The 13,600-nt window shown below is 41.6% G+C and carries 12 protein-coding genes; 7 read left to right on the top strand and 5 right to left on the bottom strand.

Translation table 11 applies throughout. The features are described from left to right. Positions 1-309: 309 nt before the first annotated feature. Complete coding sequence (locus tag LGO15_RS07815; protein WP_167831927.1) at positions 310-3,336, bottom strand: efflux RND transporter permease subunit; 3,027 nt, start codon at positions 3,334-3,336, stop codon at positions 310-312. Between the two features lie 212 nt (positions 3,337-3,548). Next, positions 3,549-5,702 carry an ATP-dependent Clp protease ATP-binding subunit gene (locus tag LGO15_RS07820; protein ID WP_226087260.1) on the bottom strand — a complete coding sequence of 718 codons (2,154 nt, stop codon included), beginning with the start codon at positions 5,700-5,702 and terminating at the stop codon, positions 3,549-3,551. Positions 5,703-5,929: 227 nt separating this feature from the next. Here LGO15_RS07820 and LGO15_RS07825 point away from each other — a divergent pair, with 227 nt between their 5' ends. After that, positions 5,930-6,973, top strand: coding sequence for a YkvI family membrane protein (locus LGO15_RS07825; RefSeq protein WP_226087261.1), 1,044 nt, complete (start codon positions 5,930-5,932; stop codon positions 6,971-6,973). Positions 6,974-7,001: 28 nt separating this feature from the next. On the opposite strand, the gene LGO15_RS07830 is transcribed toward LGO15_RS07825, so the two are convergent. After that, entirely contained in the window at positions 7,002-7,658 is a 657-nt protein-coding gene (locus LGO15_RS07830; protein ID WP_226087262.1) for a hypothetical protein, read from the bottom strand. Positions 7,659-7,834: 176 nt separating this feature from the next. Next, entirely contained in the window at positions 7,835-8,446 is a 612-nt protein-coding gene (locus LGO15_RS07835) for a CPBP family intramembrane glutamic endopeptidase (protein WP_167831924.1), read from the bottom strand. 126 nt (positions 8,447-8,572) lie between these two features. On the opposite strand from LGO15_RS07835, the gene LGO15_RS07840 reads away from it, so the two are divergent. Then, complete coding sequence (locus LGO15_RS07840; protein WP_226087263.1) at positions 8,573-8,689, top strand: DUF6254 family protein; 117 nt, start codon at positions 8,573-8,575, stop codon at positions 8,687-8,689. A gap of 375 nt (positions 8,690-9,064) precedes the next feature. Here the strand turns inward: LGO15_RS07840 and LGO15_RS07845 are convergent, their stop codons facing one another. Beyond that, the gene (locus tag LGO15_RS07845; RefSeq protein WP_023615106.1) at positions 9,065-9,253 is read right to left on the bottom strand and encodes a YkvS family protein; all 189 of its coding nucleotides are present in this window, start codon (positions 9,251-9,253) and stop codon (positions 9,065-9,067) included. Between the two features lie 305 nt (positions 9,254-9,558). Here LGO15_RS07845 and LGO15_RS07850 point away from each other — a divergent pair, with 305 nt between their 5' ends. From LGO15_RS07850 to LGO15_RS07870, 5 genes are all read left to right on the top strand, one after another. Continuing rightward, complete coding sequence (locus LGO15_RS07850; protein ID WP_167831923.1) at positions 9,559-9,753, top strand: hypothetical protein; 195 nt, start codon at positions 9,559-9,561, stop codon at positions 9,751-9,753. Positions 9,754-9,844: 91 nt separating this feature from the next. After that, positions 9,845-10,018, top strand: a complete 174-nt coding sequence (locus LGO15_RS07855; protein WP_226087264.1) for an aspartyl-phosphate phosphatase Spo0E family protein — start codon at positions 9,845-9,847, stop codon at positions 10,016-10,018. A 137-nt stretch (positions 10,019-10,155) separates the two neighbouring features. Further along, entirely contained in the window at positions 10,156-11,100 is a 945-nt protein-coding gene (locus tag LGO15_RS07860; RefSeq protein ID WP_226087265.1) for an AAA family ATPase, read from the top strand. A gap of 4 nt (positions 11,101-11,104) precedes the next feature. Next, positions 11,105-12,301 (top strand): DUF58 domain-containing protein, encoded by a 1,197-nt coding sequence (locus tag LGO15_RS07865; RefSeq protein WP_226087266.1) that lies wholly within the window; start codon positions 11,105-11,107, stop codon positions 12,299-12,301. Further along, positions 12,298-13,554 carry a hypothetical protein gene (locus LGO15_RS07870; RefSeq protein WP_226087267.1) on the top strand — a complete coding sequence of 419 codons (1,257 nt, stop codon included), beginning with the start codon at positions 12,298-12,300 and terminating at the stop codon, positions 13,552-13,554. Before LGO15_RS07865 ends, LGO15_RS07870 begins: the two co-directional genes overlap by 4 nt. Positions 13,555-13,600: the final 46 nt, after the last annotated feature.

Consider the following 13,600-nt stretch of genomic DNA (forward strand, 5'->3'; position numbering starts at 1 on the left):
AAGCTTGCATAAGGGTGTCTAACGCTGAGAACGGCACCCTTATGGAGGAGGAAGAGGATGCATAAGGGTGTCTATCGCGGAGAACGGAACCCTTATGAAGGAGGAAAAGCTTGCATAAGGGTGTCTAACGCTGAGAACGGAACCTTTATGGAGAAGGAAGAGGATGCATAAGGGTGTCTATCGCGGAGAACGGCACCTTTATGGAGGAGGAAAAGCTTGCATAAGGGTGTCTATCGCCAGGATTGCTCTTCTCAGAGGATAACCCTGCACGAACTTAAAAAAGCCCGCATCCTCATGCGGGCTTTCTGCTTACATACTCCGTTCTTTTTTCACCTGTCTGAAGAAAAACACTTCATAAATAACAGGGATCAAAATCAAGGTTAATAGGGTGGAGGAGGTGAGTCCTCCAATTACGGTTACTGCCAGCCCTTTTGAAATCAAGGTGCCAGATGATGTAGTGAGCGCCAATGGAATCAATGCAGCGATTGTCGCAAAAGCTGTCATCAGGATTGGCCGCAGTCTTGTGATCCCTGCTTCCACAAGTGCCTCGCGGATAGGCATTCCTTTTTCCGTACGGTTCTGGCCGATTCGGTCGACCATAACAATCGCATTGGTTGTGACAATCCCGATTAGCATCAGCAGTCCAATCATGACACTTACTGACATTGGTTCATCGGCAATCCACAGTCCGAGCAGGGAGCCGATTGGGACGAAAATTAAGGATGAGAGAATAATGAACGGAATCCTTGCCTGGCCGAATGTAATCAGCATCGTCAAATAAACAAGCCCGATGGCAACGATCATCGCAATTCCCAGCTGAGTGAATGTTTCAACTGTCTCATCACTGCCTCCTCCGCCTTCAAGAGAAACACCCTCAGGTAGTTTAATGTCATTTTGGACACCATCAATGACAGCACTCGAAACGGCTCTAATATCATTGGAATCAATTTGTGCAGAAACGCGGGCGAATATCTTCCCATCTAATTTCTGGATCGAAGTAAAAGCTTCCGTTTCAGTGATACGGGCTATTTCAGTGATAGGAGTCGGTCCTTGTTGAGTGAAGATCATCGTATTTCTGAGATCCTCTATTGTTTCGGATTTTTCATCATAGGTAATGGAAACACGTCGTTCTTCACCACCGAGATTCATAGAACCAGCATCAACTGGTTTTGTTTTATCAGTGATCGTACCAAGCACCTGGAATCCGGAAATCCCTAATTGAGCCGATTTTTCAGGGTCGATATCTACAATCACTTGCTTTTGTTTCTCGGAAAAATTGTTGGATACATACTTCAGGTCTTCCTGCTTCATCATGTATTCTTCGACTTTTGCAGCTGCGTCCTGCAACACAGACAGATCAGTAGAATATAAGTCAATATTGACATTATTATTTGAAGGCGGACCGCCAGTAGATTGTTCCTGGATGCCAATTTTCGCATCCGGTTCTATTGCTAGAACGATTTCTTCCATTTCTTTTTCAAGCTCTGAGATGAACTCTGAAACACTTACACCTTCACCAAGACTTATAAAATAGTTAGCCTGGTTCTGGCGTTTAAGCCCAGTCTGGAAGTCCCGGCTGCCAATTCCAACGGTGACATCATTGATATCTTTTTGTTCTGCGAACATGTTCTCGACCTTCAAGGAAACTTCGTTCGTCTTTTCCAGTGAAGTGGAGGATGGCAGTTGGAATGTTGCGACCAGCAGCTTTTGCTCTTCATTCGGAATGAACGTGAAACCAAGACCTTTGACAAGGAATCCTGAACCCGCGAGCAGGGCAATGGAAAGGAAGATGACAAGAGTTTTATGGTTCAGTGACCATCTGATGGATGATGCATAGGCTCTTTGCATTGCTCCTTCTTTTTCTTCCTTAGGCACCTTTTTGAATGAGAATTTAGCAAGGATTGGCACGATTGTTACAGCTACAATCAATGATGCCAGCAATGAGAATACTATCGTCAGTGCAAACGGAAGGAAGAATTCCCCGGTAATGCCTCCGACAAGTCCCAATGGTAAGAATACAACAACCGTGGTTATGGTTGAGGATGTGATCGCCTTCAGAATTTCTTTCGTTGAGTCCTGAATCAATTCATCTGTCATGGCTTTATTTTCTTTACGGACTCTTCGGAAAATGTTCTCAATTACTACGATGCTATCATCGACCACCCGGCCAACTGCGACAGCCATGCCGCCAAGAGTCATGATGTTCAATGAGATATCAAGCTGATTCAAAAAGATTGACGAAATCAATAACGAAAGCGGAATCGATACAATGGCAATAATCGTCGCCCTGAAGTTCCTGAGGAAAATCAGTACAGCGATTGAAGCGAACAGGGCTCCGAGCAAACCTTCCTTAACAAGGGTATTGACCGATTTTTCAATTCCTTCCGCAGAATCGAACCCAATCGCGTATTCAAGCCGGTCGTCATAGCTGTTGATAACTGATAATACCTTCTCGGCAACCTCTACCGTATTTGCATCCTGTTTTTTCGTGATGGCCATCGATAAAGATTCTTTTTTGTTATAGCGGGTAATTTCTGGCTTTTCGGTTACAACCTCAATCGAGGCAATATCCCCCAGCTTAACTGGAGGGGCATTTGGAGCGAATTTTGACTGCAAAACCAGGTTTTCGAGTTCATTGATTTCTTCAATTTTTTCCTGGACCCTTACTGGCACCTGGATTTCATTTTCATTCAAGTTGCCAGCTGGAAAGCTGAATTTTTTTGCATTGATGCTTTCTTTAATCTCATTCAAGCTAAGGGCAAGCTGTGCAGCCTTTCCTTGATCAACTGTAATTTGAAGGATATCCTCAGTCATACCGCCAACCGAAACACTGTTTATTCCCTGAATCTTATTCAGTTCGGGAATGATCTCCTCGTTAACAAGCTGTTCTAGGTCCTGATTCCCTTTTGCAAACAGCGAAATGTTGAAGATCGGGAAGGTGCCAAATGAAAAGCGATTAACATTTGTCTCAACTGTTTCGGGGAGTCCTGCCTCCTTGATGAAGGAATTGACCTGCTGTTCAGCATCATCCAGTTCGGCATCGAAAGGGAACTCAAGATTGATGATTGCGATGCTTTCAAATGAAGAACTCTGGATTTTCTTTAAACCTTCAATCCCTTTCAATTTAGTCTCCAGCTTCTCTGTCACTTGCTCATTGATATCCTGAGGGGATGCTCCAGGATATATGACTTCCACAGATAGCTGAGGGAATTCTATATTCGGCAGTAAATCGACCTTCAGACGAGTGAAGGAATACAGTCCGCCGAGTATCAGCAAAAAAGAAATAATAAAAACTGCAAAAGCATTTTTCAGACTGAATCGTGTCAGAAACCCCATTAGGTTTACCTCATTTCTAAAAAAAGTTATGCTCTTATTCTATATGTCTTCTATGTATATTTCATTTTTAAACTGTAAAAATTTAAAATAGTTTTTCGCGATGATGCGGTTGCAGGAACAGGGGGTTTTTATCGTAATTGGTGCTCTTTTCGGGGTTTTTAATTTTCATAGAAAAAATAAAGGTCCGGCAGCAAGCCGAACCTTCGAGGGACTTATTTGCGTTTTATGGTGATATCATCGTTTTCGATGACTGCTTTCAATTCAGTCGCATTTGGTTCTTCAAGAATGAAGTCCGCGATGGAATCCTCAAGCTGTTCCTGAATTGAGCGGCGCAGAGGGCGTGCACCAAAAGCAGGGTGGTATCCAAGCTCAGCAAGCTTTTCCTTTACTTCAGCTTCTACTTCAAGACGGATGTTCTGCTCTGAAAGGACATCCTTCAGTTCAGTAAGCATCAAGTTAACAATCTGAAGAAGATGTTCTTTTTCAAGTGCCTTGAACTCGATGATGCTATCGAAGCGGTTCAGGAATTCAGGCTTAAAGAAGCCCCCCAGGGAATCAAGTATACTTGATTCGTTGACAGCGGTGCTCTGGTCGAATCCTACTTTGATCGTTTTGTGCCCGACTCCTGCGTTGCTTGTCATGATGATGACAGTGTCCTTGAAGCTTACGGTGCGGCCCTGGCTGTCTGTCAGGCGTCCGTCCTCAAGAATCTGCAGGAACATATGCTGTACATCTGGGTGTGCTTTCTCGATTTCATCCAGCAGAATGATGCTGTATGGGCTCCGCCTTACCTTTTCGGTCAGCTGGCCAGCCTCATCATGGCCTACATAACCTGGAGGTGAACCAATCAGCTTGGAAACGCTGTGTTTTTCCATGTATTCACTCATGTCTAGACGAACCATTGCATCTTTAGAGCCAAACAGTTCTTCTGCCAATGTTTTTGTCAATTCTGTTTTACCGACACCTGTTGGACCGACGAATAGGAAGGAGCCAATCGGACGGTTTTTAGATTTCAGACCTGCACGGCTGCGGCGAATTGCTTTGGCTACTTTCTGTACAGCTTCCTCCTGGCCAATGACCTTACCATTAAGGTTAACAACAAGGTTTTTCATCCTAGCCTGTTCGTCCTCCTGAAGTTTGCCCACGGGAATTCCAGTCTTCTTCTCAATGATTTCCTGAATATGCTGGACTGTGACCAACGGACGTGTTGTGTTGCCGTTTTCTTTCAATGCCTTTTCAAGCTTGTTTTCCTCATCACGCAGCTTTGCAGCTTTTTCGTAGTCTTCCTGCTGCAATGCCATTTCCTTTTCCTTTGCTATTTCAGCTAAGCGGCGTTCAGCATCGTTTTTATTTGTGTAATCAGAAACAAGGTTAAGCTTTGAACCAGCTTCGTCCATTAAATCAATCGCTTTGTCAGGGAGAAAGCGGTCCTGGATGTAGCGTTGTGACAGCTGTGCGCATGCCTTGATTGTTTCTTCCGGAAAGGAAACCTGATGGAAATCTTCATACTTGGACTGAATTCCCTTCAGGATTTCGATAGCCTCGTCCACTGTTGGTTCCAGGACGTGTACTGGCTGGAAACGTCTCTCGAGCGCGGCATCCTTTTCGATTTGTCGATACTCCTTCAGTGTTGTTGCACCGACCACTTGAAGCTCACCGCGGGCTAGTGCTGGCTTCAGGATATTCCCTGCATCCATAGAGCCTTCTGCAGACCCTGCTCCAACAAGCTGGTGGATTTCATCAATGAACAGGATGATATTCTTGCGAGCCTGTAATTCAGAAATCAGCTGTTTCATTCTTTCCTCGAATTGTCCTCGTATACCTGTGTTCGAGACCATTGATGCGACATCCAATAAATAAACTTCTTTGTTTTTCAGTTTATTCGGTACATCGCCTTCAACAATTTTAAGAGCAAGTCCTTCCGCTATGGCTGTTTTACCTACACCAGGTTCCCCGATCAGAACTGGGTTATTTTTATTCCTTCTATTTAAAATTTCAATTACTCGTGTGACTTCTTCGTTTCTTCCGATCACCGGGTCAATCAAGCCAGTCTTCGCGATATGGGTCAAGTTTCTGCCATATTGATCAATGAAGCCATTTCCTCCGCCGGCAGTTTTTACAGCTGCAGAAGGGGTAGGATTTGGATTTTGGTTATTCATGTTACCTGAGAACTGTTTGAACATATCATTGAAAGGTGAGCCTCCAAAATCGGAAAATCCGGACATTGGGCTGCCGAAGGAAGCACCTAATTTTTCTTTTTCTGATTGATAACAATCTTCACAGAGCATTAAATGCTTCTGATTACCGTTTAAATTGACTCTCAACTGAATATTGGCGTGTTTCTCATGGCAATTTTGGCAAAGCATTTAAATTCCTCCTTCAAAATGAATTCTTTTTATAAAATAATCAAACATAAGCTCTTGACTTTGACTATATTTGATCAATTTAACTTTATTATACTTTGACCTTTTTTGACTTTCAAGATTTTTGACTATGGTATTTTTTAGAAATTGTTGTATTAGGTCTTGAATTAAAAAAGCTCGTCATGGTTTGTCTATCCATACATATATTGAGAAGGAGGGAGGGGAACGCTTTGAAGACAAATTGGGGTGCTGCCTTTCAAATCGCTGCTGTTTATGTCGGTACCGTTGTTGGAGCAGGCTTTGCGACAGGGAGGGAAATCGTCGAATTCTTTTCCCGCTTTGGACTTTTTGGATTGATTGGTGTTTTCATGGCGGGATATATTCTTACATATATGGGTGCAAAATTGATGCGAATCGCAGCGGCGATCGGTGCCCGTTCATATGAAGAAATGAATGTACATTTATTTGGGAAGTTTTTTGGCAGAATCATCAATGTGATGATGCTGTTTATGCTGCTTGGTGTATGTGCCGTCATGTTATCAGGCGCAGGGGCTGTTTTTGAGGAGCAGCTTGGGTTGACCAAGTCACTGGGAATCTTTGTCACGATTGCACTGTCGCTTGCTGTCATGGTTGTCGGCTTAAAGGGCGTCTTTGCAGTGAATACTTTTGTCGTGCCAATGATGATCTTGTTCAGTTTGATTTTATTTTTCCTGTCAGTTAAGCTGCCTGGATTCATCGAACAGGTTGTTTTCATTCCGTATGCAGAGGATGGCTGGAAGGCTGTGATCGGCCCCTTTTCATATACAGCACTGAATCTGTCGCTGGCTCAGGCAGTACTAGTACCTGTAGCAGCCGAGATGAAAGACGATAGTACGGTGAAATGGGGAGGGATCCTGGGCGGGATTGCGCTGACCTTAATTCTGCTTTCAAGCCATTTGACTTTAATCATGCTGCCTGGATTTGAAACATTTGAGATTCCGATGGCTGTCGTCATGAAACAGCTTGCCGCTGGACTTTACTGGATTTTCGTCTTGATTGTATATGGTGAAATTTTCACTTCCGTGATTGGCAATATATTTGGACTAGAAAGACAGATCCAAAAGTATATTAAGCTGCCGAGCCTGCTCGTCGTCTCACTCCTTTTTGTCATATGTTATTTCATCAGCTTAATCGACTATGGGACGCTTCTTTCAATCCTGTATCCGGTTTTTGGTTATATCAGTTTGATATTTATTGTCTTGTTATGGATGAAACCAGTCCATGTGGACAAATAAAGAAAGAAGGGAGCAGCCCCTTCTTTTTTTATTTATCTTCTTTCATAATTGTCTTGGCCATCTCCAAGAACGCGCTGCGGTGGTCAGCACCTTCTTTTGTGAACAAAGTCAGCTTTAATGGTTGTTCGTCATCTTTAATTAAATAAGTAGTTACGATATCTGATCCGCTTTGAGTTTCCCTGGCCCATGTATTGCTGAAGAATGGGTCTTCTGGTGTTTGTGCCTCTTTTACTTCAGGACCGACAGCGGCTAGCTGTGCTTTTGAATTTTCTTCGACTATTGACCATTCTGCGTCATTGGGAAGCAATTCGATTCGCATGAATACACTGTCATCCTCAGTCCACATAAGTACATCCTTATTCGGTTCTTCTGCTGACAGTTCATATTCAGGCAAAACATACATGGAGTAGTTTTGATTATCATTGTGTTTCAGGAAAGCAGTCTGTTCTTTTTGCTCGCCATCCAATGTATAAGCAATATTTTGCTCCATAATCCGGATCAAGCCTTCTTCATTCCCTTTTTCCTGGTCTGTCTTGTTTTGGTTATCATCATTTTTTTCTGGCGCAGCAGCCGGTTGGGCGGCAGGTGCTTTTTCCGCCGGCTTCGATTCTTCCTGAGAGCCGCAGCCTGCAATGATCATTGACGATAATCCAACTACGAATAAAGGTTTTACATATTTGTTCATGTCTTAATTGCCCCCTGTGATTTCATATGTTGATTTCTACATTTTTAGACGGAAATGAATAACGAAAGTTACAATACTTTGTCGCATTAACAAAATATCATGGACAGGCAGATCGGACAATAATGAAAATGACCCATATCCAAAAGTTGGCATGGGTCATTCTGGAGAGTTGCTCATTAGTTAAGCGGCAGAAAAACAAACAATAATAAATCAAATACGATATGCGAGACGATCACAAGCGGCATGCTCCGTTTCCATGCGTATAAAAGACTCCAAGCAAGCCCAGCAATGATTGCGGCTAAAACTAAAATGAACTCACCGGAATAGAGATGGACAGAGGCATACAATATAACTGAAAGAATAATCGACATTTTCATGCTAAAGTATTTAGCAATTCGTTTTTGGATGAACCCTCTCCAGAATATTTCTTCGCCCGGCGCTATGATTAGCACAAGGACAAGATAATGCCAGAACAAGTCAGGTGAAAATTTGCTGTACAGACGAGATATTTGATTGGAGAAAGGCAGGTTGAGTACTTCAATCAGGAAACTTCCAAGCCAAAAAAGTCCAAACAAACCAAGTCCGGAAACAACCCCTATCGTCAAATAAGATAGGGTGGAAGCATTGTCCTCGATTTCTTCATTAATGATGGAATAACTAATCAAAACCAGCATCGAAGCTGTGAATATATACCAGAATACGTTTTTATCCTCGAAGGTAAAAAACATAAGGAGATGAGCGATCAAAATACCAATAATCAGTTTGCGATCCGCCATCCAATTCATCATTCTATATAATCCCCTTTCCAGAAACAAAATTTATTGTACCAAATAATTCATTGAATTTGTAAGGAAATGATTTCTTTCAGATTGGGAATAGTAAGATTGAACGAAAATTTGAATGGAGGGAAGACCATGTCAGAATCAAAACGTGAGAAAGAACGTAACTGGACTGTCCGAAAGCAAGATCAACATCCACACGGAAAAGTTAAATCCTTCAAGGAACTTGCCGGTAAGGAAAATAAAGGATAAATAAAAAAAGCAGCTCAGGCTGCTTCAGTTTCTTTTATAATGAAGTAAAAACTATTACACTTTGAACAGTGTCTAGCTCCAGCGCCTAGCCAGTTTTCATCCATGAAACTGCTTCCTCGAGTATCTTGCGAGAAGCGTTAGCTTTGAGCAGCTCGAGTCGCTTGTCCAGCTCCGGCTCCTAACTCCTCGAGACGTTTCGGTCCTGCCAATGAAGTCAAAGAGCGACTTCACTGTCAGGCCCTCCAACGCTTGTCGGAGTTGGGCAGTCGCCTCCGCATTTCGTTTTCGGTCCGCCCAATGAAGTCAAAGAACGACTTCATCGGTCGGACCTTCAGCGCTTGTCGGGGCTGAGCAAGCCGCTTACGCATTTCTAGATTAATAAGCTGTTTCTTTAACAATTTTATAGTTTTTGTGATTGATAACAGTGCGTTGATCAAGCTCTAAATCCCGGAAATTGTTCATATATGTCAAATCAACAATTACGGAGTTTTCATTGACCTTTTCTACGACACCTTGCAATCCTTCTTTGAATTCGATTACATTTCCAACTTCGGCTTTCTTCAAATAACTCGCTCCTTCGTTATATTTCGAATTACTAACATTTTGCCTTAAAATTTAGCAAGCGTAAAGGAAAATACGCACTAAATTTTAAATGTTCACGAAATTTTCAATTTATAAAAGTTAGAAAATTCAATTTATATAAACTATTATATAGAAAAGATACAATTCCATCCAGATTTAATTTAAAATGTTTTTTAATTCAATCCCTTTTAACCCATTTGAAAAACAAGGCCAGATAAATAACGCATTTGCAATTTAATGACCAGAGGATAAAATAGTTTTAGGATAAGAAATAAGAGGTGGTTCAGTTGGATAAGGATCAGGCTATTACAATGCTGGAAAGTTTGAAAAATAGAGAAGTAGAGGAAATCTTTGTGGCGAAACAAGACTTTATGGCATTTCGTGAATTCCTGGTAAAAAGAGATGATTTCAAGCATTTTAGGGGAATTGCGCAAAGGGGTGGAGACGTAATCTTCACATATGTGGAAGAGGCGCGAAGTTAATAGAGAAAATAATGCTTTCAACTCACATTTTACTATCCCTATTAGTGGAATAGTAGTAAAATATTAACACATACTGGTGAGGTGATGGTAAATGGAAACTATGTGCCAAGATAAGCTTATGGAAGAAATCGAACACAAACGGAGAGAAATGATTTCTGCGGCTAAGGAAACAGGTTTTCTAAGCGTTCAAACCATATCAGCAAGCCAGGAGCTGGACAAACTATTAAATGTAGTACAAGGAGATCAGCTTTTACTTACAAAGTAAAAAAATTGGGGGCACTTAAAAAGTGCTCCTTTTTATTTGGATAAAAATGGCTGAAAATTCACATTTTTACGTCCTAATGGTAAACTTCTCATAAGCATCTCCATAAAAAAGAACAGACACTTAAGGGGGAGAATTGAATGGAACTGGTAAGTAAATTAGAGCAGCTAAAAATAGAAATAGGTAAAAATGTAGTAGGGCGTGAGGATGAAATAGAAATGATGTTGATTGCCCTTCTGAACAATGGCCATATTCTTATGGAAAGTGTACCAGGCACAGGGAAGACATTGCTAGCTAAAACATTTGCAGCTGCGATTAGCAGTCAATTTTCCAGGATTCAGTTTACGCCAGATGTTTTGCCTAGTGATATTACAGGGATTCAGTTTTTTAATCCGAAACTTCAGGAATTTGAATTAAAACCAGGCCCGATTGTTACCAATATACTTTTGGCAGATGAAATCAACCGTGCAACACCGCGAACTCAGTCAAGCTTGCTCGAGGCGATGGAGGAACACCAGGTTACCATCGACGGCCACACGATTCCTTTGAAATCTCCTTTCCTCGTGATTGCCACCCAGAATCCTGTGGAGTCACAGCAAGGGACATTCCAGCTTCCTGTCGCGCAGATGGATCGGTTCTTTATTAAGTTATCTCTCGGTTATCCAGAAATAAATGAAGAGAGAGAAATGATCAAAAAACATAGATTTGGCACTTCAAGGAATGAAGTCAAACCGGTTATCAGTGAAGAGGATCTCAATTCTCTAAAGCAAGAAATCATGAATGTGAAGCTGACTGAGGTTGTAGAAGAGTATTTATTGCAGATCATTCGGAAAACGAGAAGCCATTCTTCTATTGAATTAGGCATCAGTCCCCGTGGTACGCTTGCTTTAGTAAAGGCTGCTCAGGGCAGGGCTATGATAAAAGGTCGAAGCTATGTAGTGCCCAATGATGTCAAAGAGATGGCACCCTTTGTGTTAGGACACAGAATCTATTTATCAGCCGAGGCATCTTTGACAATGACTCCGGAAAAAGTAGTCGAGGATTTGCTGGAGTCCATTCCGCTGCCGGTTGAGGTTGAGGTTTAAGCACATGCAGTGGAAAAAAATCGTCATTGAAGACCGTTTTCTATCCATTTTGGCTTTTCTCGGGTTCCTATTGCTGATTGCAAGCTTTTACATAAATTCCTGGCTGATGTTTGGGGCAGGGTTGATGATCCTGTTTATTGCTGGTGGGAATACGTATTATCTGAAGCATATTGGAAAGGGTTTGTTGTTTGATAATGAACGTAAGCGGAATCGCTTTTTTATCGGAGACAAAGGAGAATGGACTCTACAATTTCTCAATCAAGGTCTTCCAATCATGAAAGGCAATCTCTCCATCTATTTTGATAGTGCGGTTGTCCCTTTTTCAGGAGAGTATCATATCCATTCTTCAAAGGTGGATGTAAGCCTGCCATTTTCGGTGGGACAAAAAGAAAAAATCACTATCACTATCCCTTTTGTCGCAGAAAAGCGAGGATTATCAAAAATCAGGAAAATAGAGCTCCATATACCGCACTTCTTTGGTTTCGGAGATACGATCCTCGAGTTCACTGATGTTATCAATATGGAGGCCCTTGTCTATCCAAAAACAATTGCAGTGCAAAATATGGATAAACACAAATCAGTTAAGCCTGGTCATAATCCATCCTTTTTTTCATTGTTCGAAGACAATATGGGACCTATAGGCACACGGGATTATTTGCCAACAGACAGCTTCAACCGAATCAATTGGAAAGCAAGTGCAAGGAAAATGGTCCTGCAAACGAAGGAATATGAGCGGATCAATGAGGCGGGGGCCGTATTGTTCGTCAATATTTCTGATGGATACTCAGTGACCAGCAAGCTTGAATTTTTGATGAGCAGTACAGCGGAAATGGCCTATTACTTTCATCGAAGAAACATTCCCTTCTCGCTTTGCATGAATATTAGGTCTGCTGGATTCACACCGTTTACTTATCTGCCATTAGGATCTGGTAAGGACCATCTGCAAAAGCTTCTTGATTTGCTGGCAATGGCAGATTTCCATTCACCAACGATTCCGTATGAGCAACTGCTGTTCTTTTATAAAAGGCATTTACCGATTGCACCGACCATGATCCATGCCGGTATTCGGACAGCAGGAGCAGATGCAATGATCCAGGAATGGAAAAATGCTGGTGTCCAGTTATTCGAGCTGAGATCGCATAATGAACAGGCATTACTTGAGCCGATGAATATTTTATTGAAGGATGTGGCAGGCAAATGAAAAGCCGGATCTTGAATGTCTTATTCCGCTTTTATATAGAATGGACCTTTGCAAGCCTCATTCTGGTTGTATTCCATTTACTATCTTCACAACAAATGCCTTTGCTCTCAACGATGATCATGGCCGCTGCAGCTTCCATTCTTTTTAAGCTTTTATTGGAGTTGAAGCCTCAAATTGCAAAACCTTTATATTTATTGGCAGTCATGTCGCTTCTTTTCGTTGCAGGCAACTTAAGCAATCTGGAGAATTTCTATACTGGGATTATGGCTATATTTATTTTTTGGAGAGTACTTAAGTTCCATCAAGATTCAACCAGCCATTCAGAAAGTGTATGGCTTGTTCTCACCTTTCTGATCGGGTTATTTGTTTCGCCGCTTGCTTATTTTTATGGCGGGTCATATCTGATTCAAATTGCATTCCTTCTAATCTTCCAGCTGCTGTTCATATTGTCAGGACAATTTTTTCTGAAGTGGATGGATGTAGAAGTGCACTCGAAAAAGAGATTTTTCGTCTCGTACTCTAAGCTCATTGGGGTTATTTTATTGCTTGTTTCAGTTATCACATTCGGAAGAAATTTAATAAAAGAAATTTTCTTTTTTGTTCTTCAATTGATTGGGTGGACACTCTCCTTCTTGTTATATCCACTTTTCTCCTGGATTGGTTCTCCTGAAATGCAGGCAAGAGCCAATAAAGCATTTTCGGGACAATTGCCGAATATGGAAAATGAATCACCTATTGAGCAATCCAAGCAAGTTTTTGACCCGAATTTTTTGGGGCCTATACTGTTCGTATTGCTAATTATCATAGGATTTTACTTTATTTATAAAAGAACAAACCTTTTTAGCAGGTCACAGGAGGAAGAAGCAGCAGAACCAGGATATGTCACCACTACCTTTGTTGATGGTGCAACAAATGGCAGTGATTTTACAAGAAGAAAGAAGACTATACCAGACAATCATGTTAGGAAAGAAATTTTTCAGCTCGAACAATATGCCCATAAAAAGGAGTTGGGTCGGTTTAGCCATGAAGACATTAAAGAATGGTTCGATAGGCTTAGCATACAATATGACCCACGGACGATCCAGACATACGAAAAGGTCAGGTATGGAGAACAGCTGGACATTCAATCGGAGGTCTGGTTCAAGGGCGAAATAAAAAAGGTGAGAAAGCAAATCAACACAATCGAAAAGTTAAAGAAGGAAGAAAGCAAGACAGGATTGAAAGAAAACTTTAGACACTTTTTTAGACGCTAATCTGTTTTTGTCACAATTTCGTTAAAATGAAAACGTTTTACTGAAA

Source organism: Mesobacillus sp. S13, from assembly GCF_020422885.1.
In the GTDB taxonomy this organism is placed as follows: Bacteria; Bacillota; Bacilli; order Bacillales; family Cytobacillaceae; genus Mesobacillus; species Mesobacillus selenatarsenatis_A.

Coding starts and splice junctions, on each gene's coding strand:
- LGO15_RS07815 (WP_167831927.1), bottom strand. CDS start 3,336: ATGGGGTTTCTGACACGATTCAGTCTGAAAAATGCTTTTGCAGTTTTT.
- LGO15_RS07830 (WP_226087262.1), bottom strand. CDS start 7,658: ATGAACAAATATGTAAAACCTTTATTCGTAGTTGGATTATCGTCAATG.
- LGO15_RS07855 (WP_226087264.1), top strand. CDS start 9,845: ATGGAAACTATGTGCCAAGATAAGCTTATGGAAGAAATCGAACACAAA.
- LGO15_RS07870 (WP_226087267.1), top strand. CDS start 12,298: ATGAAAAGCCGGATCTTGAATGTCTTATTCCGCTTTTATATAGAATGG.
- LGO15_RS07820 (WP_226087260.1), bottom strand. CDS start 5,702: ATGCTTTGCCAAAATTGCCATGAGAAACACGCCAATATTCAGTTGAGA.
- LGO15_RS07860 (WP_226087265.1), top strand. CDS start 10,156: ATGGAACTGGTAAGTAAATTAGAGCAGCTAAAAATAGAAATAGGTAAA.
- LGO15_RS07835 (WP_167831924.1), bottom strand. CDS start 8,446: ATGATGAATTGGATGGCGGATCGCAAACTGATTATTGGTATTTTGATC.
- LGO15_RS07865 (WP_226087266.1), top strand. CDS start 11,105: ATGCAGTGGAAAAAAATCGTCATTGAAGACCGTTTTCTATCCATTTTG.
- LGO15_RS07840 (WP_226087263.1), top strand. CDS start 8,573: ATGTCAGAATCAAAACGTGAGAAAGAACGTAACTGGACTGTCCGAAAG.